General features: G+C 70.7%; 22 protein-coding genes. 10 read left to right on the top strand and 12 right to left on the bottom strand.

Features of this window, described 5'->3' with window-relative positions:
* Nucleotides 1-7: 7 nt before the first annotated feature.
* The 4 genes from tfpB (at nucleotide 8) to GON04_RS23565 (ending at nucleotide 5,390) form a co-directional block, all read left to right on the top strand.
* The gene (tfpB, locus tag GON04_RS23580) at nucleotides 8-1,804 is read left to right on the top strand and encodes a type IV pilus assembly ATPase TfpB (protein ID WP_157400403.1); all 1,797 of its coding nucleotides are present in this window, start codon (nucleotides 8-10) and stop codon (nucleotides 1,802-1,804) included.
* 164 nt (nucleotides 1,805-1,968) lie between these two features.
* The gene (locus tag GON04_RS23575; protein WP_157400402.1) at nucleotides 1,969-2,457 is read left to right on the top strand and encodes a tripartite tricarboxylate transporter TctB family protein; all 489 of its coding nucleotides are present in this window, start codon (nucleotides 1,969-1,971) and stop codon (nucleotides 2,455-2,457) included.
* 11 nt (nucleotides 2,458-2,468) lie between these two features.
* Nucleotides 2,469-3,980 carry a tripartite tricarboxylate transporter permease gene (locus GON04_RS23570; RefSeq protein ID WP_157400401.1) on the top strand — a complete coding sequence of 504 codons (1,512 nt, stop codon included), beginning with the start codon at nucleotides 2,469-2,471 and terminating at the stop codon, nucleotides 3,978-3,980.
* A gap of 108 nt (nucleotides 3,981-4,088) precedes the next feature.
* Nucleotides 4,089-5,390, top strand: a complete 1,302-nt coding sequence (locus tag GON04_RS23565) for a DUF3422 family protein (protein WP_157400400.1) — start codon at nucleotides 4,089-4,091, stop codon at nucleotides 5,388-5,390.
* 37 nt (nucleotides 5,391-5,427) lie between these two features.
* On the opposite strand, the gene GON04_RS23560 is transcribed toward GON04_RS23565, so the two are convergent.
* Both GON04_RS23560 and GON04_RS23555 read right to left on the bottom strand, forming a co-directional pair.
* On the bottom strand, nucleotides 5,428-6,369 hold the full coding sequence (locus tag GON04_RS23560; RefSeq protein ID WP_157400399.1) for a M48 family metalloprotease: 942 nt from the start codon (nucleotides 6,367-6,369) through the stop codon (nucleotides 5,428-5,430).
* Nucleotides 6,369-6,947 carry an SH3 domain-containing protein gene (locus tag GON04_RS23555; RefSeq protein WP_157400398.1) on the bottom strand — a complete coding sequence of 193 codons (579 nt, stop codon included), beginning with the start codon at nucleotides 6,945-6,947 and terminating at the stop codon, nucleotides 6,369-6,371. The genes GON04_RS23560 and GON04_RS23555 overlap by 1 nt, the downstream gene beginning before the upstream one ends.
* A 39-nt stretch (nucleotides 6,948-6,986) precedes the next feature.
* Between GON04_RS23555 and GON04_RS23550 the strand changes: the two genes are divergently transcribed.
* A complete protein-coding gene (locus GON04_RS23550; RefSeq protein WP_157400397.1) occupies nucleotides 6,987-7,784 on the top strand; it encodes an SDR family oxidoreductase in 798 nt (265 codons plus the stop codon).
* A gap of 24 nt (nucleotides 7,785-7,808) precedes the next feature.
* Here GON04_RS23550 and GON04_RS23545 read toward each other — a convergent pair whose 3' ends face one another.
* On the bottom strand, nucleotides 7,809-8,711 hold the full coding sequence (locus tag GON04_RS23545; protein ID WP_157400396.1) for a DMT family transporter: 903 nt from the start codon (nucleotides 8,709-8,711) through the stop codon (nucleotides 7,809-7,811).
* Between the two features lie 99 nt (nucleotides 8,712-8,810).
* On the opposite strand from GON04_RS23545, the gene GON04_RS23540 reads away from it, so the two are divergent.
* From GON04_RS23540 to GON04_RS23530, 3 genes are all read left to right on the top strand, one after another.
* On the top strand, nucleotides 8,811-9,794 hold the full coding sequence (locus tag GON04_RS23540; RefSeq protein ID WP_157400395.1) for a quinone oxidoreductase family protein: 984 nt from the start codon (nucleotides 8,811-8,813) through the stop codon (nucleotides 9,792-9,794).
* Nucleotides 9,791-10,600 (top strand): NUDIX domain-containing protein, encoded by an 810-nt coding sequence (locus tag GON04_RS23535; RefSeq protein ID WP_181653735.1) that lies wholly within the window; start codon nucleotides 9,791-9,793, stop codon nucleotides 10,598-10,600. The genes GON04_RS23540 and GON04_RS23535 overlap by 4 nt, the downstream gene beginning before the upstream one ends.
* 132 nt (nucleotides 10,601-10,732) lie before the next feature.
* Nucleotides 10,733-11,119 (top strand): response regulator, encoded by a 387-nt coding sequence (locus GON04_RS23530; protein WP_181653734.1) that lies wholly within the window; start codon nucleotides 10,733-10,735, stop codon nucleotides 11,117-11,119.
* A gap of 6 nt (nucleotides 11,120-11,125) precedes the next feature.
* On the opposite strand, the gene GON04_RS23525 is transcribed toward GON04_RS23530, so the two are convergent.
* The 9 genes from GON04_RS23525 to GON04_RS23485 are packed head-to-tail and all read right to left on the bottom strand — an operon-like array spanning nucleotide 11,126 to nucleotide 21,530.
* Nucleotides 11,126-11,794 carry an HAD-IB family hydrolase gene (locus GON04_RS23525; protein ID WP_181653733.1) on the bottom strand — a complete coding sequence of 223 codons (669 nt, stop codon included), beginning with the start codon at nucleotides 11,792-11,794 and terminating at the stop codon, nucleotides 11,126-11,128.
* Nucleotides 11,791-13,164 carry an aldehyde dehydrogenase family protein gene (locus GON04_RS23520; protein ID WP_157400394.1) on the bottom strand — a complete coding sequence of 458 codons (1,374 nt, stop codon included), beginning with the start codon at nucleotides 13,162-13,164 and terminating at the stop codon, nucleotides 11,791-11,793. The genes GON04_RS23525 and GON04_RS23520 overlap by 4 nt, the downstream gene beginning before the upstream one ends.
* Nucleotides 13,165-13,211: 47 nt before the next feature.
* Entirely contained in the window at nucleotides 13,212-13,982 is a 771-nt protein-coding gene (locus tag GON04_RS23515; RefSeq protein ID WP_157400393.1) for a gamma-glutamyl-gamma-aminobutyrate hydrolase family protein, read from the bottom strand.
* Between the two features lie 13 nt (nucleotides 13,983-13,995).
* The gene (locus tag GON04_RS23510) at nucleotides 13,996-15,129 is read right to left on the bottom strand and encodes an iron-containing alcohol dehydrogenase (protein WP_157400392.1); all 1,134 of its coding nucleotides are present in this window, start codon (nucleotides 15,127-15,129) and stop codon (nucleotides 13,996-13,998) included.
* Between the two features lie 38 nt (nucleotides 15,130-15,167).
* The gene (locus GON04_RS23505) at nucleotides 15,168-16,529 is read right to left on the bottom strand and encodes a glutamine synthetase family protein (RefSeq protein ID WP_157400391.1); all 1,362 of its coding nucleotides are present in this window, start codon (nucleotides 16,527-16,529) and stop codon (nucleotides 15,168-15,170) included.
* Between the two features lie 13 nt (nucleotides 16,530-16,542).
* Complete coding sequence (locus tag GON04_RS23500; protein WP_157400390.1) at nucleotides 16,543-17,661, bottom strand: 2-aminoethylphosphonate--pyruvate transaminase; 1,119 nt, start codon at nucleotides 17,659-17,661, stop codon at nucleotides 16,543-16,545.
* A 15-nt stretch (nucleotides 17,662-17,676) separates the two neighbouring features.
* Nucleotides 17,677-19,422 carry a putative 2-aminoethylphosphonate ABC transporter permease subunit gene (locus GON04_RS23495; RefSeq protein WP_157400389.1) on the bottom strand — a complete coding sequence of 582 codons (1,746 nt, stop codon included), beginning with the start codon at nucleotides 19,420-19,422 and terminating at the stop codon, nucleotides 17,677-17,679.
* Nucleotide 19,423: 1 nt separating this feature from the next.
* Entirely contained in the window at nucleotides 19,424-20,482 is a 1,059-nt protein-coding gene (locus GON04_RS23490; RefSeq protein ID WP_157400388.1) for a putative 2-aminoethylphosphonate ABC transporter ATP-binding protein, read from the bottom strand.
* Between the two features lie 10 nt (nucleotides 20,483-20,492).
* Nucleotides 20,493-21,530: a putative 2-aminoethylphosphonate ABC transporter substrate-binding protein gene (locus GON04_RS23485; protein ID WP_157400387.1), complete on the bottom strand. Its 1,038-nt coding sequence runs from the start codon at nucleotides 21,528-21,530 to the stop codon at nucleotides 20,493-20,495.
* A 180-nt stretch (nucleotides 21,531-21,710) separates the two neighbouring features.
* Between GON04_RS23485 and GON04_RS23480 the strand changes: the two genes are divergently transcribed.
* Nucleotides 21,711-22,418, top strand: coding sequence for a phosphonate utilization associated transcriptional regulator (locus GON04_RS23480; RefSeq protein ID WP_157400386.1), 708 nt, complete (start codon nucleotides 21,711-21,713; stop codon nucleotides 22,416-22,418).
* Nucleotides 22,419-22,428: 10 nt separating this feature from the next.
* Nucleotides 22,429-23,643 (top strand): phosphonoacetate hydrolase, encoded by a 1,215-nt coding sequence (gene phnA / locus GON04_RS23475; protein ID WP_157400385.1) that lies wholly within the window; start codon nucleotides 22,429-22,431, stop codon nucleotides 23,641-23,643.
* Nucleotides 23,644-23,647 lie beyond the last annotated feature (4 nt).

Here is a 23,647-nt window from a genome sequence, read left to right as displayed (position 1 = left end):
TGCGGGCATGAGCCCGACCGTGCGCAGCAAGCCCGTCTCCCGCCCGTTCGCCCACGAGGGCCCCGTCGACTGGCGGCACCTGGTGCAGTGGCTCAGCGAGGACGGCGTCATCTCCGGCGAGGAGGCCCGCCGCACCATCGCCCGCTGCTCGCAGGCCGAGAGCTCCCAGCACCCGCTGGTGCGGCTGGCGGCGGTGGCCATGACCCGGGCCCAGGACGGCAAGCCGCTGGACATCGAGATGCTGACCCAGTACCTGGCCGGGCGCGCCGGGCTGGACTACCTGCGCATCGACCCGCTCAAGGTCGATGTCGGCCGGGTCGCCGACACCATGAGCGCCGCCTATGCCGAGCGGCACCGCGTGCTGCCGGTGCAGGTGACCGCGACCGAGGTGGTGGTCGCCACGGCCGAGCCGTTCATCGCCGGCTGGGTGGCCGAGGTGGAGCGCCAGGCGCGCCGCTCGGTGCGGCGGGTGGTCGCCAACCCGCAGGACATCCACCGCTACACGGCCGAGTTCTTCGCGCTCGCCAAGTCGGTGCGCGCGGCCCAGAAGTCGGGCGGCGGCGCGAGCGCCGGCAGCTTCGAGCAGCTGGTCGAGCTGGGCAAGAGCACCAAGCAGCTGGACGCCAACGACCAGGGCGTGGTGCAGGTGGTCGACTGGCTGTGGCAGTACGCCTTCGACCAGCGGGCCAGCGACATCCACCTGGAGCCGCGCCGCGAGCAGGGCGTGATCCGGTTCCGCATCGACGGCATCCTGCACCCGGTCTACCAGATGCCCATGGGCGTGCTCAACGCGATGACGGCGCGCATCAAGCTGCTCGGCCGCATGGACGTGGTGGAGAAGCGCCGGCCGCAGGACGGCCGCATCAAGACCCGCAACCCGCGCGGCGACGAGGTGGAAATGCGCCTGTCGACCCTGCCGACGGCCTTCGGCGAGAAGATGGTGATGCGCATCTTCGATCCCGACACGGCCGTCAAGGACCTCGACGCGCTCGGCTTCTCGCAGCACGACGCCCAGCGCTGGGAGGCGCTGGTCAAGCGGCCGCACGGCATCGTGCTGGTCACCGGCCCGACCGGCTCGGGCAAGACCACCACGCTGTACTCCACCCTCAAGCGGGTCGCGACCGAGGAGGTGAACGTCAGCACCGTGGAGGACCCGATCGAGATGATCGAGCCGTCCTTCAACCAGACCCAGGTCCAGACCCAGCTGGACTTCGGTTTCGCCGAGGGGCTGCGCGCCCTGATGCGCCAGGACCCCGACATCATCATGGTGGGCGAGATCCGCGACCTGGCCACGGCCGAGATGGCGGTGCAGGCCGCGCTCACCGGCCACCTGGTGTTCTCCACCCTGCACACCAACGACGCGCCGTCGGCCGTCACCCGCCTGATGGAGCTGGGCGTGCCCGGTTACCTGATCAACGCCACGGTGCTGGGCGTGCTCGCCCAGCGGCTGGTGCGCACCCTGTGCAAGCAGTGCCGCGCGCCCGACGAGCACACCGCCCGCGAGGCGGCCGAAGAGATGATCCGGCCCTGGAAGCTCACCGGCGGCTGGCGCCCCTACCGGGCCGTGGGCTGCGTCGACTGCCGCATGACCGGCTTCATGGGCCGGATGGGCCTGTACGAACTGCTGACCGTCAGCGAGGCCTTCAAGGAGCGCGTGTCCCGTGAGCCGGCCATGGCCGCCCTGCGCCGCCAGGGCGTCGCCGACGGCATGCGCCCGCTGCGCCTGGCCGGCGCCCTGCGCGTGGCCGAGGGACTGACCACCCTGGAGGAGGTCCTGTCGGCCACCCCGCCCCTGTCCGACTGAGGCCCAAAAGTCAGCTTCTGGTCAGGCTCGCTCCAAAATGACGGCCGGCTCGGCGAAACGGTCAGTACCTGGTCAGTCCAGTTGATATAGGTGAAATCCACATCGCCTGACCGGCACCTGACCGCAACAATCCGTCCCTTCGGAATCTCCCGAGGAGACGTGACTTGAAAATCAAGAGCCAGAAAGACTTCGTGGCCGGCCTGATGTTCACTGCGGTGGGCATTGCGTTTGCCTGGGGCGCGACCAACTACACGGTCGGCAACGGCGCCCGCATGGGCCCGGGCTACTTCCCGCTGATGCTGGGCATCCTGCTGGCCGCGCTGGGCGCCATCATCACCTTCACCGCACTGGTGGTGGAGACCGAGAACGGCGACCGCATCGGCAGCCTGGCCTGGAAGCCCCTGGGCTTCATCATCGGCTCCAACATCCTGTTCGGCATCCTGCTGGCCGGCCTGCCCAAGCTGGGCGTGCCGGCCTTCGGGTTGATCGTGGCCATCTACGGCCTGACGTTCGTGGCCGCCCTGGCCGGCGACGAGTTCAAGGCCAAGGAAGTCGCGATCCTCGCGACCGTGCTGGCCATCGGCAGCTATCTCGCCTTCGTGGTCCTGCTCAAGCTGCAGTTCCCCGTCTGGCCTTCCTTCATCACCGGCTGAGCGAGCAAACCATGGACCTGATTTCCAACCTGGCGATCGGCTTCGGCGTGGCCTTCACGCCGATCAACCTGCTGTACGCCTTCATCGGCTGCCTGCTGGGCACGCTGATCGGCGTTCTGCCCGGCATCGGCCCGGTGGCCACCATCGCCATGCTGCTGCCGGCCACCTACGCGCTGCCGCCGGTGTCGGCCCTGATCATGCTGGCCGGCATCTACTACGGCGCTTCCTACGGCGGCTCCACCACCGCCATCCTGGTCAACCTGCCGGGCGAATCGTCCTCGGTGGTGACCGTGATCGACGGCTACCAGATGGCCCGCCAGGGCCGCGCCGGCCCAGCCCTTGCGGCCGCCGGCCTGGGATCGTTCTTCGCCGGCTGCGTCGGCACGCTGATCCTGGCGGCCTTCGCCGCGCCGCTGACCGAGGTGGCGTTCAAGTTCGGTCCGGCCGAATACTTCTCGCTGATGATCCTGGGCCTGATCGGCGCCGTGGTGCTGGCCTCCGGCTCGCTGATCAAGGCGGTGGCGATGATCGTGCTGGGCCTGCTGCTCGGCCTGGTGGGCACCGACGTCAACTCCGGCGTGGCGCGCTTCTCGTTCGACATCCCGGAACTGACCGACGGCATCGGCTTCATCGTCATCGCCATGGGCGTGTTCGGCTACGGCGAGATCATCCAGAACCTGTCGCACTCGTCCGAGCACCGCGAGGTCTTCACTGCCAAGGTCGAGCACCTGTTCCCGACCAAGGAAGACTTCCGCAACATGATCCCGGCTGTGCTGCGCGGCACGCTCCTGGGCTCGGCGCTCGGCATCCTGCCTGGCGGCGGCGCCCTGCTGTCCGCCTTCGCGGCCTACACGATCGAGAAGAAGACCAAGCTGCGTCCGGGCGAAGTGCCGTTCGGCAAGGGCAACATCCGCGGCGTCGCGGCGCCCGAGTCGGCCAACAACGCCGGCTCGCAGACCTCCTTCATCCCGCTGCTGACGCTGGGCATCCCGCCCAACGCCGTGATGGCGCTGATGGTCGGTGCCATGACCATCCACAACATCCAGCCGGGCCCGCAGGTGATGACCAGCAACCCGCAGCTGTTCTGGGGCCTGATCGCCTCGATGTGGATCGGCAACGCGATGCTGGTGATCCTGAACCTGCCGCTGATCGGCATGTGGATCAAGCTGCTCACCGTGCCCTACCGCTGGCTGTTCCCGTCCATCGTGCTGTTCTGCGCGATCGGCGTGTACTCCACCAACAACAACACCTGGGACATCTGGATGGTCGCCGCCTTCGGCATCATCGGCTACGCCTTCATCAAGCTCGGGGCCGAGCCGGCGCCGCTGCTGCTCGGGTTCATCCTGGGCCCGATGATGGAAGAGAACCTGCGCCGGGCCCTGCTGCTGTCGCGCGGCGACTGGAGCGTGCTGATCACCCGGCCGCTGTCGGCCGGCCTGCTGGCCGCCGCCCTGCTGCTGCTGATCATCGTGCTGCTGCCCTCGGTGAAGCACAAGCGGGAAGAGGCCTTCGTGGAGGAGTGAGCCACGGCCTGCGCCCGGTCCCCCGGGCGCTTCGCCTCCAGCGGCGCCTTCGGGCGCCGCTGTCGCTTTGGGCGGCCGCTACGGCCGGGCACAATCGTCCGCACCACCATGCCGTCCATCGTCGCCCAACCCACCGCGCACCCGCTGCGCGTCGCCCTCCACAACGAGATCCATGCCCGCCCGCCCGAGGCCATGGGCGCGCCGCTGGCGCTGTCGCACCTGGTCATGGTGTGCGATGCGGCCGAGCGCGAGGCGAGCCGGGAGCACCTGGCGGCGCTGCTGCGCGACCACCACCTTCCGCTGCCCGATGCCCAGACCACGCACCTGCGGATGGACGTGGGCGGCATGCGGCTGCGTTGGGAATTGCACACCGAATTCGTCAGCTGGACCTTCTCGCGCCCCTTCGATGCCGCCGGATTCGGCAGCCGCGAGCCCGCGCCCGCGCTGGAGGCGGTGCCGCGCGAGTGGCTGGCGGCGCTGCCGGGCCAGTGGCTGGCGGGCCTGCACCTGTGGGTCCTCTCCAGCCAGCAGTTCGGCGCCGCCAGCCTGGCGTCGCACGTGCTGCGCGAGGAGACGCTGGTGGCGTCCACCGTGGCCGATGGCCATGGAGAGGTCTACACCGACTGGTCCCTGCATCCCGACGGCTTTTCCCGCATGGTGCTGCTGGCGGGCGGGATGACGCCGCGCCGCCTGGGCCGCCTGGTGCAGCAACTGCTGGAGATCGACAGCTACCGCATGGCGGCGCTGCTCGGGCTACCGGCCGCCCGCCAGGCCTTCGCGGCCCTCGGCACCGCCGAGCGCGAGCTGGCCGAACTGGCCGCGGCGATCCGGGTGGCCGAGCGCAACGACGAGCCGCGGCTGCTGGATCGCCTGACCAAGCTGGCCGGCGAGGTGGAGGGCCAGTACGCGGCCACGCATGCGCGCTTCTCGGCCAGCGCGGCCTATTTCGAGCTGGTCGACCGGCGCATCGCCGACATCGGCGAATCGCGCCTGGCGGGGCTGCAGACGCTGGGCGAGTTCATCGGCCGGCGCCTGTCGCCGGCCCGCAGCACCTGCGAGTGGGCCACGCGCCGGCAGGACGCGCTGTCGCAGCGCGTCTCGCGCATCAGCAACCTGCTGCGCACGCGGGTGGAGATCGAGCAGCAGCAGAGCGCTCAGGGCCTGCTCACGGCGATGAACACGCGCCAGGGCCTGCAGCTGAAGCTGCAGGCGACGGTGGAGGGGCTGTCGGTGGCGGCCATCACCTACTACGTGGTCGGCCTGGTGAGCTACCTCGCCAAGGGCGCACACGCCTTCGGCTGGCCGTTCACGCCCGAGGGCACTGCCGCCACCGCCATCCCGGTGGTCGCCTTCGCGGTCTGGCTGTCGCTGCGGCGCCTGCACGCGCGCCTGCTGCACGACAGCGAGTGACCGGGCCGGCGGCAGCGGTGCCGCCGCGGGGCCGGCGTCAGCGCTTCGGCTGTGCGAGCCGCTGCTCGATGCGCACCACCGGCTTGCCGGCCAAGGCGTCGAGGCGGCGGCCCATCGCCTGTTCGAGCAGGTCCAGCCGCTGCTGGGCCGGCGGATGGGTCGACAGCGACAACGCGAACAGCGGGTTGTCGGGCGCCGCCGAACGCAACTGCTGCAGCACGCCGGGCAGGCCGTAGGGGTCGAAGCCGGAACGCGCGGCCAGCGCCACGCCCTGGCGATCGGCCTCGAACTCGTCGCTCTGGTCGAGGCCGCTGAAATAGAGGTTGCGCCCCAGCGCCAGCATCTGCTGCGAGACCAGGCTGCCGACGGCGTTGCTGGTGCGGATCTGCGAGCCGAGCAGCTGGGTGGCCAGGCCGGCGCGCGCCTTGCTGCGCAGGGCCTGCAGGTGGTGGCGCTCGGTCACGTGCGTGATCTCGTGCGCCAGGATGCCGGCCAGCTCCGCCTCGTCGACGCGATCGACCAGGCCCCTGGTGACGAAGACGAACCCGCCCGGTGCCGCGAAGGCGTTGAAGCCGGGGTCGTCGAGCACGCCGAAGGTCCAGGGCAGCAGGGGCCGGGCCGACTGCAGGCTGATCCAGCGCCCGAGCTGGTTGACGTAGCGCTGAAGGGCCGCGTCGGCGTGCAGTGGCTTGCTTCCCAGCAGCACCGCCGCCAGCTGGCGGCCGATCTCGATCTCCCTCGTCTCGTCGATCGTGCCGTCGGCCTGCGACAGCAGGGTCATCAGGTCGTTGGCCGGCGCCGCTGTAGCGGTCGGCTGCGTGCCGCCCAGCAGGCTGCCCAGCGCTGCGGCCGGCGAGGCCGAGCCGCCCTGCTGGCCGCCCAGGATGGAATTGAGCAGGCCCAGGCCGCTGGTCTGCGCCGCGGCTGGCAGCGCGAGCAGCGCGGCGGCGGCCAGGGCGACGGCGGTGCAGCGGCGCATCACGGCTGACCTCCCTGGCCACTGCGGGCAGGCACCGGCAGCGGTTCGACGGACTCGGTCCGCAGCGCCGCCTCGCGCGCGAACTGGCGCGCCTGCGGCTCGGCCACGCGCAGGGCCTCCATCCGTGTCACCGCCGCGGTGTCGGGCTGGGCCTGCGCCAGGTCCTCGGCGCCCAGGCCGCGGATGCCGATGGTCGAGGTCGGCGTGATCGCGCGCTGCTGCGACGGCTTGGTGAAGAAGCTGGCGACACCGCGCAGCGCACTGGCGGCCCCGCCGCCCGAGGTGCCGGCGGCGCCGGACGCGGGGCCCAGGTCGAACAGATGGACCCAGCCGGTGGCGCCGGCGGCGGTGCGCACCCGCACCCAGGGGCCCTGGCGGTCGGCCAGGCGAGTCAGCGGCGTGTCGGCGGCCAGCGTGGCCAGGCTGCGGCCGGCCTCGCCGGGCGCTTCGCGCAACTCGGTGGTGCGGCGGGCCAGCGCCGGTTCCTCCTGGGCCTGCGCGGGGGCCGGCAGCGAGGCCGCCAGCACCAGTGCGAACAGCCAGGCCCCGGCGCTGGAGCGCGAGCGGGCACGTATCATCCTGCGTTCCAAATCTCGACGACAGAAGGGCGCAATTCTATGGACCTCGGCATTGCGGGCAAATGGGCGCTGGTGGGTGGCGCCAGCAAGGGACTCGGCTTCGGCTGCGCGCAGGCGCTGGCCCGCGAGGGTGTGAACGTGGTGCTGGTGGCGCGCGGCGCGCCGGCCCTGCAGGCGGCGGTGGAGCAGCTGCAGGCCGACCCGGCCAAGCCGGCCGCGGCGCAGGTGCTGCAGGTGGCGGCCGACATCACGACCCCGGAAGGCCGCGCCGCGGTGTTCGCCGTGCGCCGCGACTTCGACATCGTGGTCACCAACGCCGGTGGTCCGCCCCCGGGCGACTTCCGCGAATGGGACCGCGAGGCCTGGATCAAGGCGGTCGACGCCAACATGCTGACCCCGATCGAGTTGATCAAGTCGCAGGTCGACGGCATGGTTGCGCGCGGCTTCGGCCGCATCGTCAACATCACCTCGTCGTCGGTGAAGGCGCCGATCGACATCCTGGGCCTGTCCAACGGCGCGCGCAGCGGCCTCACCGGCTTCGTGGCCGGCGTGGCGCGCACGAAGAAACTGGCGGCGGCCAACGTCACCATCAACAACCTGCTGCCCGGCTCGTTCGACACCGACCGCATCAAGGCCACGCTGGACGGCGCGGCCAAGAAGACCGGCAAGAGCCGCGACGAAGTGCTGGCGGCCCGGGTGGCCACCATCCCCGCCGGCCGCCTGGGCACGCCGGCGGAGTTCGGCGCCGCCTGCGCCTTCCTGTGCAGCATGCAGGCGAGCTACATCACCGGCCAGAACCTGCTCACCGACGGCGGCGCCTACCCCGGCACCCACTGAACGGCCGCGCCGGGCGGCCGGCGCTCACGCCTTGCGCGACGAGATGAAGATGCCGCCCACGATGAGCAGGAAGGCGACGCCGTGGAACGGCCGCGGCAGCTCGCCCAGGACCGCCGCCGACATCACGGCGGCGAACACCGGCGCCAGGTTGGAGAAGAAGCCGGCCACCGTCGGCCCGACGCGCTGCACGCCCAGCCCCCAGCACCGGTAGGCCAGGATCGCCGGCCCCACCGCCACGAACAGCAACGCCGCCGCGACCGGCCAGCTCCAGGCGATGTACTGCGGGGCCGCCGCCCACTCGCCGGCGGCGAACAGCGCCGACCAGCCGAGCCCGAACACCATCTGCGCCATGAGCAGGGCCGCCCAGTTGCCGCGGATGGCGGCCGGATCGCCGGGCCGCACCAGCAGCCAGCTGTAGAACGCCCAGGCCACGGTGGCCAGCAGGACGTAGAAGTCGCCCGGCACCAGCCGCACCTGCAGCAGCAGGTCCCAGTCGCCGCGGCTCAGCACGACCAGCACGCCGGCGATCGACAGCGCCGCACCCGCGACCTGCCGCGCCGTGATGCGCTGGCCGAAGCACAGCGCCCCGATGCCCAGCATCCAGGCCGGCGTGCTGGCGGCCACCAGCGTGACGTTCAGCGGCGTGGAGGTCTTCAGGGCCAGGTACTGCAGCGCGTTGTAGCAGCCCACGCCCAGCAGGCCGAGCACGGCGAAGCGGCGCCACAGGGGCCACAGCGGGCTGTCGCGCCGCAGCAGCCAGGCGGTCGACGGCAGCAGCAGCAGGAAGGCGAGCAGCCAGCGCAGGAAGTTCAGCGTGATGGGCGGCACCAGGCCTGCCAGCAGCCGGCCGACCACCGCGTTGCCGGCCCACAGCAAGGGCGGCAGCACGAGCAGGGCGGCGGTGGCGGGCGTCAGGCGTTGGTGCATGGCGCAACTGTATCGGGGGCCCCGGCGGCGTCCCGCGATGTGTGGCAGGATGGCGCGCCGCGCCGCGGCCCCATGACCAGCATCGAGGAGAACACGACCATGTCCAGAGCCGTCCAGATCGACCAGAATGGCGGGCCCGAGCAGATGAAGATCGTCGACGTGCAGGTCGGCGAGCCGGGCCCCGGCCAGATCCGCATCCGCCACAAGGCGGTCGGCCTGAACTTCATCGACGTCTACCAGCGCACCGGCCTGTACCAGCTGCCCATGCCCCTGAAGCTGGGCATGGAGGGCTCCGGCATCGTCGAGGCGGTGGGCGAGGGCGTCACGCACCTGCGTCCGGGTGACCGCGCCGCCTATGCGAGCCAGCCGCCCGGCAGCTATTGCGACGTGCGGGTGATGCCGGCGATGAACGTCTGCAAGCTGCCGGACGCGATCGATTTCGACACCGGCGCCGCCATGATGCTCAAGGGCCTGACGGCGCAGTACCTGCTGCGCCGCACCAGCCCGCAGGGCGGGCTGAAGGCCGGCGACTACGTGCTGTTCCACGCCGCCGCCGGCGGCGTCGGCCTGATCGCCTGCCAGTGGGCCAGGGCGCTGGGGCTGCAGCTCATTGGGACGGCCGGCTCCGACGCCAAGTGCGCCCTGGCCAAGGAGCACGGCGCGACGCACGTGATCAACTACGCGAAGGAAGACTTCAAGGAGCGGGTCAAGGAGATCACCGGCGGCAAGGGCGTGAAGGTGGTCTACGACTCGGTCGGCAAGGACACCTGGGAGAAGTCGCTCGACTGCCTGCAGCCGCTGGGCCTGATGGCCAGTTTCGGCAACGCCTCGGGCCCGGTGCCGCCCTTCGCGCCCGGCATCCTGGGCACCAAGGGCTCGCTCTACGTCACCCGGCAGACGCTGTTCTCGCACATCACCAGCCGCGAGAACACGCAGGCGATGGCCGACGACCTGTTCGCCGCCGTTACCGGCGGCCAGGTCAAGATCCGCATCGACCAGCGCTTCCCGCTGGAGCAGGTGCAGGACGCGCACCGCGCGCTCGAGGCGCGCAAGACCACCGGCAGCACCATCCTCACCCTGTGAGCGGATTTCCGGCGCTGCCCGCCGGCTGGCTGGCCGGCCTGCGCGCACGGCTGGATCGTCCGCCGGCGCAGCCGCGGCTGCCGCTGCGCTGGCGCGGCCACGCCATCGGTTCGGTCGAGCCGCAGTGGGTGGCGGGCCTGCACGCGGCGGCGCCCACCACCGTGCCCCTGCTGCGGCCGGCGATGGACCCGGCCGGCCCCGGCTACTTGGTCGACGGCGCCGACCTGACCACCGCGCTGCAGGTCCTGGCCGATGCCATGCGCGCCGCCGGTCGCGCCCATGCCTGGCGCGACGAGCAGCTTGCGGTGGCAGGCGAGGACGGTGCGGTGCTCGGCAGCATCGAGCGGGCGGCGGTCCGGCCGCTGGGCATCGCCACCCGGGCCGTGCACCTGCTCGGCCAGGCCGGCAGCGGCCACTGGATCCAGCAGCGTGCACTCGACAAGCCCACCGACCCGGGGCTGTGGGACACCCTGATGGGGGGCATGGTGCCGGCCCGCGATGCGGTGGCCGAGGCACTCCAGCGCGAGACCTGGGAGGAGGCCGGCCTCCGGCTGGACCAGCTCGAGGACCTGCAGCGCGGCGGCGCGGTGCTCAGCCGGGGACCGGCGGGCGAGGTGGCCGGCGGCTACGTCGTCGAGGTGATCGACTGGTACCGGGCACGGGTGCCCGACGGCGTGGCGCCGGTCAACCAGGACGGCGAGGTGGCGCAGTTCCGCCTGGTCGGCGACGCGGAACTGGTGCGGATGCTGGTGGCCGACGAGTTCACGCTGGAGGCGGCCGGGGTGTTCGCGGCGGCGGCCGCCTGATCGCCTCCTGACCGCCGTCTCCTACAGGCGCTTGGCCGGGCTGCTTGCACTTGGGTTGCTGGCGAGCGACTAGATTGGGGGCAATGAAGCATCGGCCATGTCCCCCTGGGGGCAGGGCCTCCGGAGCACCGAGTGGCATTGCGAGCCTATATCGTCGAGGACAGCCCGACCATCCGAGAGAACCTCATCGAGACGCTGCAGGAGCTGGCGGAGGTGGAGTGCGTCGGCTTGGCCGACACCGAGAGCGAAGGCAAGTCCTGGCTGGCGGCCCACCCCGATGCCTGGGACATCGCCGTCGTCGACCTGTTCCTGCGCCAGGGCAGCGGCCTCAAGGTGGTGGAGGCCGGCCGCACGCGCCGGCGCGGCCAGAAGGTCATCGTGCTGAGCAACCATGCGACGGCCGACATGCGGCGCCGCTGCGCCCAGCTGGGCGCCGACGCGGTGTTCGACAAGTCCACCGAGATCGACGACCTGCTCGACTATTGCGTGAAGGCGCGCGGCGAGCTCGAGGCGGCCTGAGCTGGCTCAGCCGTTCCAACGGATGACGCGCCACGCGCGCTGGCGCGCGATGGCGGCCAGCTGCGGATCGGGCTCGACGGCCACCGCCTCGTCGGCCGCTTCCAGCAGCGGCAGGTCATTCGACGAGTCGCTGTAGGCAATGCTGTGCCAACCGGCCAGCGATGAACCTCGCTGCGCCAGCCAGTCCTGCAGGCGTCGCACCTTGCCCGCGCGCATATTGGGCGGCCCGTACACTCCGCCGGTGAACAGGCCGTCCTGCTGCTGCGCCTCGGTGGCCAGCAGGTGGTCGATGCCCAGGTGGGCCGCCGTCAGCTCCGTGATGTAGCGGTTGGTGGCGGTGGTCAGCACGACCAGCGCGCCGGCCGCCCGTTCCTGGCGCACCAGGTCCAGCGCGCCCGGCGGAATGCGCGGCACCACCTGCTCGTGCAGGAAGCGCCGGCGCAGCGGCTCCCACTCCAACGGGCTGCGGCCGGCCAGGGTGGACACGTAGAAGCCCGCGAACTCGTCCACGCCCACCGTGCCGGCCTGGTAGCGCGACTCCATGTCGGCGTTGCGCACGGCAAAGGCGGCGCGATCGAGCAGGCCTTCGGCGATCAGGAAATCGCACCACAGCACATCGCTGTCGCCCAGCAGCAGCGTGTGGTCGAGGTCGAAGAGGGCGAGGCGCGGCTTCACGCGGCGCGCAGGTGCCAGGCCTTGGGCCGCGTGAAGGCCTGGATGCCGTAGCTGGACAAGGTCAGGCCGATGCCGGAGTCGCCGACGCCGCTCCAGGGCAGGCGCGGGCTCACGCGGTCGCAGCAGTTCCAGTAGACGCTGCCGGCGTGCACCTGCGCCAGCAGCCGCCGCGCCCGCGCCTCGTCGCGGGTGTAGACGCCGGCGGTGAGGCCGTAGCGGGTGTCGTTCATCAGGCGCACCGCCTCCTCGTCGCCCGCCACTTTCTGGATGCCGATCACGGGCCCGAAGCTCTCCTCGCGCATCAGTTCCATGCGGTGGTCGACACCCGAGAACACGGTGGGCTCGAACCAGTTGCCGGGACCGGCGCCGCGCGCGCCGCCCGCCAGCAGCGTCGCGCCCTTGGCCCGCGCATCGGCGACCTGGGCTTCCAGCACCTCGAGCTGTGGCGCCCGCGTGATGGCGCCGATGTAGGTGTCCTCGCGCATGGGGTCGCCGCGGCGCAGGCCCTTGACGGTGTTGACGAAGGCCGCCACGAAGGCGTCGTGGATCTTCTCGTGCACGTAGATGCGTTCGACCGAGCAGCAGCTCTGGCCGGTGTTGTACATGGCGCCGTCGGCCAGCGACTCGGCCGCCGTGCGCGGATCGACGTCCTCGCAGACATAGGTCGGGTCCTTGCCGCCCAGCTCCAGCTGCAGCTTCACGAAGCGGCCGGCGAGCGCCTGCGAGATGCGGCGGCCGGTGGCGTGCGAGCCGGTGAAGAAGACACCGTCCACCGGCTGCTCGAGCAGGGCGGTGCCGACGGCGCCGGCGCCCACCAGGCAGGCCATCACCGCGGGCGGCACGCCGGCCTCGTGCAGCAGCCGGGTGATCGCCAGGCCGGTCTGGGCGGCGTATTCCGAGGGTTTGTAGAGCACCGCATTGCCGGCGAGCAGCGCCGGCAGGATGACGTTGCAGCCGACGAACCAGGGGTAGTTCCAGGCCGAGATGTTGGCGACCACGCCCAGCGGCTCGTGCTGGATCACCTCGCGCATGCCGGACTCGTCGAACACCTGTTCGGGCGCCAGCACCGGTTCGACCATGCCGAGGAAGAAGTCGATGCGCGGCAGCAGCCCGTTGAGCTCGTTGCGCGACATCCGGATCGGCTTGCCGGTCTCGCGCGTCATGGTCACCGCCAGCGACTCCAACTGGCCGACCACGCCGGCGCGGAAGCGCTCGATGCAGACCTTGCGGTCGGCCAGCGGAGTGGCGGCCCAGGCCGCCTGGGCGGCGCGTGCCGCGGCGTAGCAAGCGGCGACCGAGGCCGCGTCGTCGGCCGGCAGGGTGGCGATCAGGGCGCCGGTGGCGGGATCGTGGACGGGCAGCTGGGTCATCGACAGGGAACCTTCGCGCTACGCGCAGCGGTGGAACGAGCGGGGGCTCATGCGGTGCGGGCCGCGCGGGCGGCCGCCAGGAAGTCGTGCAGGAGCGGGGTGTCGTCGACCACGCCCAGGCGCGGGAAGTGGAACTCGGGGTGCCACTGCACCGCCGACACCCAGGCGCCGCCGGTGTGGCGGATGGCCTCGATGACGCCGTCGTCGGGCGAGGTGGCCTCGACGACGAAGCCGGGCGCCAAATCCTTGATGCCCTGGTGGTGCACGCTGTTGATCTTGTGGCGGGCCTCGCCCAGCAACTGCGCCAGCCGGGTGCCGGGCACGATGTCGACCTCGTGGAAATTCAGGTCGTAGGCCTGGGCGTCGCGGTGCACGCGGGCACCGGGGTTCTGGGTGGCGATGTCCTGGAACAGGGTGCCGCCGTGCGCGACGTTGATCAGCTGCAGGCCGCGGCAGATGCCGAACACCGGCTTGCCGGCTTGCTCGAACGCCTGCACCAGGGCGATCTCGTAGGCGTCGCGCAGGCGGTCGCCGGCCCACTCGGGCCGCAGCGGCTGCTCGCCGTAGCTGCCCGGCCAGACGTCGGCGCCACCGTGCAGCACCAGGCCGTCGAGCCAGTTGGCGTAGTCGTGCACGGTGATGTCGCCGCGCGCGGTGTCGCCGTAGGGCGCCGGCACCATGACCGGCAGCGCGCCGCCGGCCATCACCCAGTGCGCGGTGGACTGCTCGATCCACTGCAGGGTCTTGGACGGGGCGGCCTTGCGCTGCGGGTCCGGGTGGAACAGGCAGGCGCTGATGCCGATCTTCGGCCGATCCATGTCCCGCCGCCTCTCACATGGCATGCTCGAACAGGCGCTGGAAGTCCTGCGCCGTCACCGGCCGTGGATTGGTCTGGTGGCAGATGTCCTTCACCGCGATGTCCACCAGGCGCGGGATCTGCTCGCGCTTGACGCCGTGCGCGGCGAGCGTTCCGGTGATGCCGATCTGCTGCTTGAGGTGGCCGAGCCAGCGCACCAGGCCGGGGCCGCCGCCGCCCGAGCGGCAGACGTGCGCCAGTTCCTCGAACTTGTCCGGCGCGGCCTCGATGTTCCATGCCAGCACGGGCTCGATCATCAGGGCGTTGGCCAGGCCGTGGTGCAGGTCGCACACGGCGCCGAGCGCGTGGGCGCACGAATGCACCGCGCCCAGGTCCTTCTGGAACGCGATGGCGCCCATCATCGACGCCATCATCATGTCGCTGCGGGCCGCGATGTTGCCCGGCTCGCGCACCGCGGTGACGAGCGAGCGCGCCGCGATGCGGGTGCCCTCCAGCGCGATGCCGTCGCACAGCGGATGCCAGGCCGGCGACAGGTAGCTCTCGATGTTGTGCGTCAGCGCGTCCATGCCGGTCGCGGCGGTGACGTGCGCCGGCAGGGCCAGCGTCAGTTCCGGGTCGGCGAAGACCTTCCTGGCCAGGATCCGGGGGCTGAACACGACCCGCTTGAGGTGGGTGTCGTCCTCGCTCACCACCGACGACCGGCCGACCTCGGAGCCGGTGCCGGACGTCGTGGGCAGGGCGACGAAGTACGGCAACTCGTTCTCGATCGCCCGCACCTGGGGATGGTCCCAGGCGTATTCGATGATGTCGCCGGGGTGGGTGGCCGCGACACCGACCACCTTGGCGACATCGAGCGCGGCGCCGCCGCCGAAGCCGATCACGCAGTCGGCGCCGTGGGCCCGGAACGCGGCCGCGCCGGCCATCACCTGGCTGGCCGTCGGGTTGCCGAACACGCCGCCGTACACCGCCACCTCCAGCCCCTGCAGGTGGGTGCGGAACTCGGCTAGCACGGGCAGCGCCGCCAGCGCGCGGTCGGTGACGAGGAGCGGCCGTCGCAGGCCACTCTCGTGCAGGTGCGCGCCGACCTCCTTGCGCGCACCGGCGCCGAAGACGATGGGGGTGGGGAAGGAGAAGCTCGACAGGCTCATGGCGATGCGGGTGTTGGGGACGCGCCGGCGGCCGGCCGTCAGATGATCTCGAAGTAGCGCCTGAGCTCCCAGTCGGTGACGCCGTCCTGCCACTGGCGCCATTCCCATTCGCGGGTGGCGGCGAAGTGGTCGACGAAGGTGTCGCCGAGCCAGTCGCGCGCGATGGCCGAGTTGCGGAACACCCGCGTGGTCTCGATCAGGCTGCGCGGCGCGCGCGGGATGTCCTCGGCGCCTTGGTTGGTGCCGGTGATCGGCGGCGCGGTGAGCTTCAGGCCCTGTTCGACGCCATGCAGGCCGGCCGCGATGACCGCGGCCATGGCCAGGTAGGGGTTGACGTCGGCGCCGGGGCAGCGCGTCTCCAGCCGGGTGGCTTTGGGCGAGCCGGCGATGACGCGGAAGCTGGCGGTGCGGTTGTCGATGCCCCAGCTCGGCTTGACCGGCGCCCAGAAGCCGTCGACCAGCCGCTTGTAGCTGTTGATGGTGGGCCAGAACAGCGGCGCGAACTCCATCAGGCAGGCCACCTGGCCGGCCAGGTAGCTTTCGAACAGCGGGCTCATCCTGCGCGGGTTGTCGGCGCCGAAGAACAGGTTGGTCTTGCCATCCGACAGGCTCTGGTGGATGTGGCCGCTGCAGCCCGGGTACTGCTGGCTCCACTTGGCCATGAAGCTGGGCATGATGCCGAAGCGCTTGCCGATCTCGCGCGCCCCGGTCTTGAACAGGATGGCGCGGTCGGCCTGCTCCAGCGCGGTGGAAAAGCCCAGCGCCACTTCCATCACGCCCGGGCCGGTCTCGGTGTGCAGCCCCTCGATCGGCACGTTGAAGGCGAGCATCTCGTCCATCAGCGCGTTGAAGAACCCGGGGTTGTCGGCCATGCGCAGCAGCGAGTAGCCGAACATGCCGGGCGTGATGGGATCGGGCGGCTGCCCGCGCTTGGCGGCCCAGGTCTGCGGCGTCTCGCGGAAGTTGAACCACTCGAACTCCATGCCCGTCATGGGCGCGAACCCGAGCTTGTCGGCCCGGGCCAGCACCCGCTTGAGCGTCTGGCGCGGGCACACCGGGTGCGGCGCGCCGTCGGCGCTGACGAACTCGCCGAGGAAGAAGGGCACGTTGCCGTCCCAGGGCACGTGCCGCGCCGTGCCGAGGTCGATGCGGGCCAGCGCGTCGGGGTAACCGTGCTGCCAGCCGGTGACGGAGGTGTTGTCGTAGCAGGTGTCCAGCATGTCCCAGCCGAACACCACGTCGCAGAAGCCGAAGCCGCCGTCGGCGGCGCCCTCGAACTTGTCGATGTGCAGGTACTTGCCGCGCAGCACGCCGTCGATGTCGCTGACGGCGACCTTCACCTTGGTGGCGCCGTCCTTCTTGAGGGCGGCGAGGGCGGGGTGGGGTGTGCTGCTGGCCATGGCGGGGTGAAGGTCAGATGGCGGGTTCGCCCGAGGCGATGCCGAGCTCCTGCAGGGCGAGCTCGACGGCGTGCACGGCCTGCTGCATCTCGTTGCGCCCGATGGCGCCGATGCAGCCGACGCGGAAGGTTTCGATCTGGGTCAGCTTGCCCGGATAGAGGATGAAGCCGTGCGCCTTGGCCGCCTCGTAGAAGCTGCGGAAGGCGTAGCGCGGGTCGCCCGGCGCATGGAAGGTGACGATGATGGGCGCCTGCACCGCGGGGTCGAGGAACGGCATGAAGCCCAGCCGGCCCATGCCGTCGACCAGCGTGCGGTAGTTGTCGGTGTAGCGCGCCAGCCGGGCCGGCTGGCCGCCCTCGGCCTCGAACTGCGCGATCGCCTCGGCCAGCGCGACGACGACGTGGGTCGGCGGCGTGAAGCGCCACTGGCCGGTCTTCTCCATGTACACGTGCTGGTCGTGCAGGTCCATCGCCAGAGACTGGCTGTTGCCGGCGCAGCCCTCGAGGATGGCCTTGCGCAGGAACACGAACCCCATGCCGGGCACGCCCTCCAGGCACTTGCCGCTGGCGGCCACGAGCGCATCGAAGCGCACCTCGCGGGCGTCGATGGGCAGCGCGCCGAACGAGCTCATCGCGTCGACGATCAGGCCCTTGCCGCGGCGCTCGCAGGCGAGGGCGACTTCCGGCAGCGGGTTGAGCACGCCCGCGCCGGTCTCGCAGTGCACCAGCACCACGTGGGTGATGCTGGCGTCCTGCGCCAGCTGGCGCTCGACCGCCGCCGCCGACACCGGCGCGGATTCGTCGAACGGCAGCACCGTGCAGCGCCGCCCCATCAGGCTGGTGAGGCGGGCGGCGCGCTTGCAATAGGCGCCGTTGTCCAGCACCAGCACGTGGCCGTCGCGCGGGACCACGGTGGCCACCGCGGCCTCGACGCTGAAGGTGCCGCTGCCCTGCAGGGGCACCACGACGTGGCTCTGCTCGCCATGCACGATCTTCAGCAGGCTGGCCCGCACCCGCGCCGTGACCGCGTTGAAGTCGGCGTCCCACGATCCCCAGTCGCGCAGCATGGCGAGCTTGGTGCGCAGCGTGGTCGTGAGCGGGCCGGGGGTCAGGAGGATACGGTCGCGGTCCATGGGTCCTTCCGATGCTTATCGTGTCACGGTTCGCCAGGCCTGTGTGCGGCGCTGGATCCACCAGGCGATGGCCATGAACAGCAGCATCGCCGCCGTGGAGGCCGCGGCGATGAGCACAGCCATGGCAGCGGCCGCGCCCATCTCGCCCGCCTCGTCGAGGTTCAGGATCGCGATCGACGCGACCTTGGTCTCGGGCGAGTACAGGAACACCACGGCGGAGATGGTGGTCATGGCGTTGATGAAGAAGTAGCGGGCGATGTCCACCAGCGTGGGCAGGCAGATCGGGACGGTGACGCGCCAGAAGGTCTTGAAGAACGGCACCTTCAGCGAGGCGCTGACCGCCTCGAATTCGCTGTCGAGCGACTTGAGCGAGGTGACGGCCGTCAGGTGGCCGGTGGTGTAGAAGTGGACCACCGTGCACAGCGTCAGCAGCGTGAGCGTCTGGTACAGCCCGCCCAGCGGGTTGCCGGGGGCGTTGTAGAAGAAGATGTAGCCCAGGCCCAGCACCAGGCCGGGCACCGCCATCGGCAGCATGGCCAGGGCCGAGACCAGGCCGCGCAGCACCCGCACCGGCCCGGCGCCGGGCTCGCGGCCGCCGGGGCTCTTTTCCAGCAGGTAGGCGCCGCAGAACACCACGACGGCGCCGAAGACGGCGGTGCCGGCCGCCATCGCCAGGCTGTTGAGGAAGGCGGTGCCGACCTCGGCGTCGACCAGGCCCAGCACGTAGTGCCGCAGGCTGGGCGTGAGGTTGTAGGGCCAGAAGCTGGCGAACGAGGCGAACACCGCCATTCCCAGCATGGCCAGCATGAGGAAGGCGACGACGCAGCAGTAGGCCGTCATCCCGGCATCGAAGCCGCGCGCCGCCTTGGGCGCGTAGGGCACGGCGCGCGCCGTCAGCATGGCGGTCTGGCGCCGGCTCACGTACTGGTCGACGCCGAAGGTGAGCACGGCCGGGGCGAGCAGCAGGATGGCCACCACCGCCCCCTTGGCGAAATCCTGCTGGCCGATGACCAGCTTGAACACGTCGGTGGCCAGCACGTTGAAGTTGCCGCCGATCACCTTGGGGATGCCGAAGTCGGTGACCACCAGCGTGAAGGTGACCAGCGCCGCCGAGATGAGCCCGTACTTGGCGCCGGGCAGCGTGATGGTGAAGAACTTGCGGGCGCGGCTGGTGCCCAGGGCATCGGCCGCCTCGTACAGGCGGGCGTCGGCCAGCGAGAGCGCCGACACCAGGATCATCAGCGCGTGCGGGAACACCGCGAAGCATTCGCCCAGCACGATGCCCGGCGCGCCGTAGATCTGCTCGATGCCCAGCCGCTGCATCCAGGCCTTGAGCACGCCCTGGTTGCCGAACCAGTAGATCAGCGAGATGGCGGACAGCAGCGAGGGCGCCAGCAGCGGCACCAGAGTGATGCCGCGGAACAGCGCCTTGCAGGGCATGCAGGAGCGGGTGAGTGCGTAGGCGAAGCCGAAGGCCAGCGGCACCGCGATGGCGGTGACCACCGTGGAGACCCAGAAGCTGTTCCACAGGCTGGACAGCAGTGCCGGGTTGCGGGCGTAGTCGAGGAAGTTGCGCAGCCCGGCGAATTCGCCGCCGGGCCCCTGCACGGCGTGCAGCAGGATCGCCCCCAGTGGCAGCGCCAGGAAGACGACCAGGGCGATGGCCACCACGGCCAGCGCGGCGTGCGCCACCCGATCGCTCCAGTGGGCGCCCTGCCGCACTGGCAACGGCGACGTGGTGGGCGCGAGCACCGCCGACATCTCAGAACACCTTGATCCGTTCGGGCAGCAGCTTCAGCCGCAACGGCGAGCCGACCGCCAGCGACTGCTCCGACAGGTAGTTGAGCGACAGGTAGACCGTGAGCCGGGCCGGGTCGATGGCCGGCGACGCCACGTGGACGTGGCAGAACGAGCCGAGGAACTCGATCTTCTCGATGCTGGCGTCGAACACGTGCGGGTCGCCCTCGGCAATGGGACGCGCCAGCACGTCCTCGGGGCGCAGGTAGACGCGCGCCTCGCGCTCGGGGCCGTCGCAGGGAATGCGCAGCGTGCCCAGGCGCAGTTCGCCGCCGCTGACGCGGGCCGGCAGCACGTTGACCTTGCCGACGAAATCGGCCACGAAGGGCGAGGCCGGTTCGCGGTACACCTGCAGCGGCGTGCCGACCTGCTCGATCGCGCCCTGGTTCATGACCACGATGCGGTCGGCCACCGACAGCGCCTCCTCCTGGTCGTGCGTGACCATGACGGTGGTCACGCCCACCTTCTGCTGCAGCGCGCGGATCTCGTGGCGCAGGCGCACCCGCTCCAGCGCGTCGAGGGCGGACAGCGGCTCGTCCAGCAGCAGCAGGCCGGGCGAAGTGGCCAGCGCCCGGGCCAGCGCGATGCGCTGCTGCTGGCCGCCCGAGAGCTGGGCCGGGTACTTGGCCTGGCTGCCCGGCAGGCCCACCAGCTTGAGCAGTTCGGCCACCCGCGCGCCGACCTGCGCCTTGGGGGTGCGCCGGTTGACCAGGCCGTAGGCGACGTTGTCGGCCACGGTGAGGTTGGGAAACAGCGCGTAGCTCTGGAACACGATGCCGTAGTCGCGCTCGGCGGGCGGCAACCGCGAGATGTCGCGCCCGTCCTGGCGCACCTCGCCGGCGCTCTGCACGTCCAGCCCGGCGATGATGCGCAGCAGCGTGGTCTTGCCGCAGCCGGAGGGCCCGAGGAAGCAGACGAATTCCCCGCGGGCGATGCCCAGGTTGATGTCGTGCAGCGCCGTGAAGCCGCCGAAGGTCTTGCGGACGTGGCGCAGCTCGAGGTAGCTCGGGTCCTCCGGGGTCATCGGTGCTCGATTACTTCTTTTCGGTCTTGCCGTCGTAGCGCTTGGTCCACTCGGCCAGGATGCGCTCGCGGTTCTCGGCGGCCCAGCCGAAGTCCATCTTCACCAGCCGTGCCTCGTAGTCCTTGGGCACGTTGGGCAGTGGCGCGGCGACGCCGGGCTGCGCGGTGATGGCGAAGTTCTTGCCGTACAGCAGCATCGCGTCCTTGCTCGACGCCCAGTCGGCCAGCTTCTTGGCCGCCGCCAGCTTCTTGGTGCCCTTGTGGATGCCGAAGGCTTCCAGGTCCCAGCCCAGGCCTTCCTTGGGGAACACCAGGTCGATGGGCGCGCCCTTGGCCTTGTTGGTGTTGCCGCGGTATTCGAACGAGATGCCCATCAGGTACTCGCCGGCGGCCGCCATGTTGCAGGGCTTGGAGCCGGAATGCGTGTACTGGCCGATGTTCTCGTGCAGCGCGTCCATGTACTTCCAGCCGCCGCCCTTGCCGCCGTCGTCGCCCCAGAGCGTGAGCCAGGCGGTGACGTCGAAGAAGCCGGTGCCCGAGGAGGCCGGGTTGGGCATGACGATCTGGCCCTTGTAGACCGGCTTGGTGAGGTCCTTCCAGGTCTCGGGCTTGGGCACGCCCTTCTTCTGCGCCTCCGTCGTGTTGAAGCACACCGTGGCGCCCCATACGTCCATGCCCCACCAGGCCGGCACCGACTTCTTGTCACGGTACTGGCTCATGATGGCATCGAGGTTGAGCGGCGCGTACGGCTCCAGCATGCCCTGCTTGTCCAGCAGCGCCAGGCTGGTGGCGGCGACGCCCATCACGACGTCGGCTTGCGGGTTGGCCTTCTCGGCCAGCAGCTTGGCGGTGATGACGCCGGTGGAGTCGCGCACCCACTTGAGCTCGATGTCGGGCACGGCCTTGTTGAAGCCCTCCTGGTAGGCCTTGAGCTGGTCGGTCTCGAGGGCGGTGTAGACCAGGAGGGTGGTCTTTTGCGCCGACGCCGCGCCGGCGAAGGCGAGCAGGCCGCACGCGGCAAGGCAGGTGAAGAGGCGGGACACGGGCATGGCAGCTCCTTGATGCTGACGGGACGTGGAATGAACGACGAACCGGTGACCGCGCGTTGCACGAAACGTGCCTTTCCCCCTCGCGCTTCTCTTGCGGTCCATTGAACGACGCACCCCAGAGCTTGTCAATTGTTTTTTGCAGATTGTTGACAATCCGGGCGATGCTGCTTTAATCGCCGCATGGCTTCCGCGCTCCATCCCACCATCGCGCTGCTGCAGACCAGTTCATTGGCCAGCGTGGTGCAGCAGGAGGTCGAGCGCGCCATCCTGGTCGGCGAATACGCCCCCGGCACCAAGCTGATCGAGGCGGCGCTGGCGCAGAAGATGGGCGTCTCGCGCGGGCCGGTGCGCGAGGCGTTCCGCATGCTGGAGGAAGCCGGGCTGGTGCGCACGGAGAAGAACCGCGGCGTGTTCGTGCGCGACATCCCGATCGACGAGGCGGTGGAGATCTTCGACCTGCGCGCGGCCATGGACGAACTGGTGGGCCGCCAGCTTGCCGCAAACATCACCCCGGCCCAGCTGAAGGAAATCCGCGGCCTGGTCGAGCAGATGGAGAAGGCCGTGAAAGCGGAGGACGCCTACGGCTACCACCTGCTCAACCTGGGGTTCCACGACCGGCTGGTGGAGATGGCCGGCAACCGCAAGCTCACCGCCATCTACCGCAAGCTGATCAAGGAGCTGTCGCTGTTCCGGCGGCTCAACCTGGCCGACAACTGGCTGCTGCCGGTGTCGGCCGGCGAGCACCGCCAGATCGTCAAGGCCATCGCCTCGGGCGACCCCGACGCCGCGGGCAAGGCCCTGTTCCAGCACGTCATGGACAGCAAGCAGCGCACCATCGAGAACGACCTGCGGCGCCAGTCCCGCAGCCAGGCGCGGGACACCGCGTGAAAGGAGCCACATGCTGACCGTCAACCAGCGCACCTACCAGCCGCCGCGCCAGCCCACGGTGGTGGTCTGCGTCGACGGCTGCGAGCCCGACTACCTGGCCCAGGCGGTCGCCGCCGGCCGGATGCCCTGGCTGCAGAGCGCGCTGGCCGAGGGCACCGGGCTGGTGGCCGATTGCGTCGTGCCGTCCTTCACCAACCCGAACAACCTGTCCATCGTGACCGGCGCGCCGCCCAGCGTGCACGGTATCTGCGGCAACTACCTGTTCGACACCGCCAGCGGCACCGAGGTCATGATGAACGACCCCAAGTGGCTGCGCGCGCCGACCCTGCTGGCGGCCCTGGCCGATGCCGGGCATTCGGTGGCGGTGGTCACGGCCAAGGACAAGCTGCGCCGGCTGCTGGGGCACGGCATGAAGGGCATCTGCTTTTCCTCCGAGAAGGCCGACCAGGCGACGCTGGCCGAGAACGGCATCGAGGACGTGCCGGCCCTGGTGGGCATGGCGGTGCCCGACGTCTACAGCGCGGAACTGTCGGAGTTCGTCTTCGCCGCCGGCGTGCAGCTGATGCGCACCCGGCGCCCGGACGTGATGTACCTCTCGACCACCGACTACGTGCAGCACAAGCACGCCCCCGGCACACCGGGCGCCAACGCCTTCAACGCCATGATGGACCGCTACCTGGGCGAGCTCGATGCGATGGGCTGCGTCATCGCGCTGACGGCCGACCACGGCATGAACGCCAAGGTCGGCCTGGACGGGCGGCCCGACGTCATCTACCTGCAGGACTGGTGCGACCGCGCCATCGGCACCGGCCGCGTCCGCGTCATCCTGCCGATCACGGATCCCTACGTGGTGCACCACGGCGCCCTTGGCTCGTTCGCCACCGTGTACCTGCCGCCCGACCAGCCGGCCGCGCCCATCGTCGCCCAGCTGCGCGGCCTGCGCGGCATGGAGCTGGTGCTGGAGCGGGGCGCCGCGGCCGACCGCTTCGAGCTGCCGGCCGACCGCATCGGCGACATCGTCTGCGTGTCGGAACGCTTCACCGTGATCGGGACATCGGTCGCGCGGCACGACCTGTCGGGCCTGGACGCACCGCTGCGATCGCACGGCGGCATCAGCGAGCAGCGCGTGCCGCTGGTGGTCAACCGCAAGCTGGCGAACGTCGATCCCAACCGCCGCTGGCGCAACTTCGACGCCTTCGATCTGGTGCTCAACCACCTGCAGTGAGGTG

Source organism: Ramlibacter pinisoli (genome assembly GCF_009758015.1).
Lineage (GTDB): Bacteria > Pseudomonadota > Gammaproteobacteria > Burkholderiales > Burkholderiaceae_C > Ramlibacter > Ramlibacter pinisoli.
This window is presented reverse-complemented; position numbering and strand designations above follow the sequence as displayed.

Excerpts from the sequence above, each read along its gene's own strand:
- GON04_RS23515 (WP_157400393.1), bottom strand. The coding sequence starts at position 13,982 with ATGGATCGGCCGAAGATCGGCATCAGCGCCTGCCTGTTCCACCCGGAC.
- GON04_RS23560 (WP_157400399.1), bottom strand. The coding sequence starts at position 6,369 with ATGCGCCGCTGCACCGCCGTCGCCCTGGCCGCCGCCGCGCTGCTCGCG.
- GON04_RS23540 (WP_157400395.1), top strand. The coding sequence starts at position 8,811 with ATGTCCAGAGCCGTCCAGATCGACCAGAATGGCGGGCCCGAGCAGATG.
- GON04_RS23510 (WP_157400392.1), bottom strand. The coding sequence starts at position 15,129 with ATGAGCCTGTCGAGCTTCTCCTTCCCCACCCCCATCGTCTTCGGCGCC.
- phnA (WP_157400385.1), top strand. The coding sequence starts at position 22,429 with ATGCTGACCGTCAACCAGCGCACCTACCAGCCGCCGCGCCAGCCCACG.
- GON04_RS23500 (WP_157400390.1), bottom strand. The coding sequence starts at position 17,661 with ATGGACCGCGACCGTATCCTCCTGACCCCCGGCCCGCTCACGACCACG.
- GON04_RS23570 (WP_157400401.1), top strand. The coding sequence starts at position 2,469 with ATGGACCTGATTTCCAACCTGGCGATCGGCTTCGGCGTGGCCTTCACG.
- tfpB (WP_157400403.1), top strand. The coding sequence starts at position 8 with ATGAGCCCGACCGTGCGCAGCAAGCCCGTCTCCCGCCCGTTCGCCCAC.
- GON04_RS23545 (WP_157400396.1), bottom strand. The coding sequence starts at position 8,711 with ATGCACCAACGCCTGACGCCCGCCACCGCCGCCCTGCTCGTGCTGCCG.
- GON04_RS23565 (WP_157400400.1), top strand. The coding sequence starts at position 4,089 with ATGCCGTCCATCGTCGCCCAACCCACCGCGCACCCGCTGCGCGTCGCC.
- GON04_RS23520 (WP_157400394.1), bottom strand. The coding sequence starts at position 13,164 with ATGACCCAGCTGCCCGTCCACGATCCCGCCACCGGCGCCCTGATCGCC.
- GON04_RS23505 (WP_157400391.1), bottom strand. The coding sequence starts at position 16,529 with ATGGCCAGCAGCACACCCCACCCCGCCCTCGCCGCCCTCAAGAAGGAC.
- GON04_RS23550 (WP_157400397.1), top strand. The coding sequence starts at position 6,987 with ATGGACCTCGGCATTGCGGGCAAATGGGCGCTGGTGGGTGGCGCCAGC.
- GON04_RS23555 (WP_157400398.1), bottom strand. The coding sequence starts at position 6,947 with ATGATACGTGCCCGCTCGCGCTCCAGCGCCGGGGCCTGGCTGTTCGCA.
- GON04_RS23485 (WP_157400387.1), bottom strand. The coding sequence starts at position 21,530 with ATGCCCGTGTCCCGCCTCTTCACCTGCCTTGCCGCGTGCGGCCTGCTC.
- GON04_RS23480 (WP_157400386.1), top strand. The coding sequence starts at position 21,711 with ATGGCTTCCGCGCTCCATCCCACCATCGCGCTGCTGCAGACCAGTTCA.
- GON04_RS23490 (WP_157400388.1), bottom strand. The coding sequence starts at position 20,482 with ATGACCCCGGAGGACCCGAGCTACCTCGAGCTGCGCCACGTCCGCAAG.
- GON04_RS23495 (WP_157400389.1), bottom strand. The coding sequence starts at position 19,422 with ATGTCGGCGGTGCTCGCGCCCACCACGTCGCCGTTGCCAGTGCGGCAG.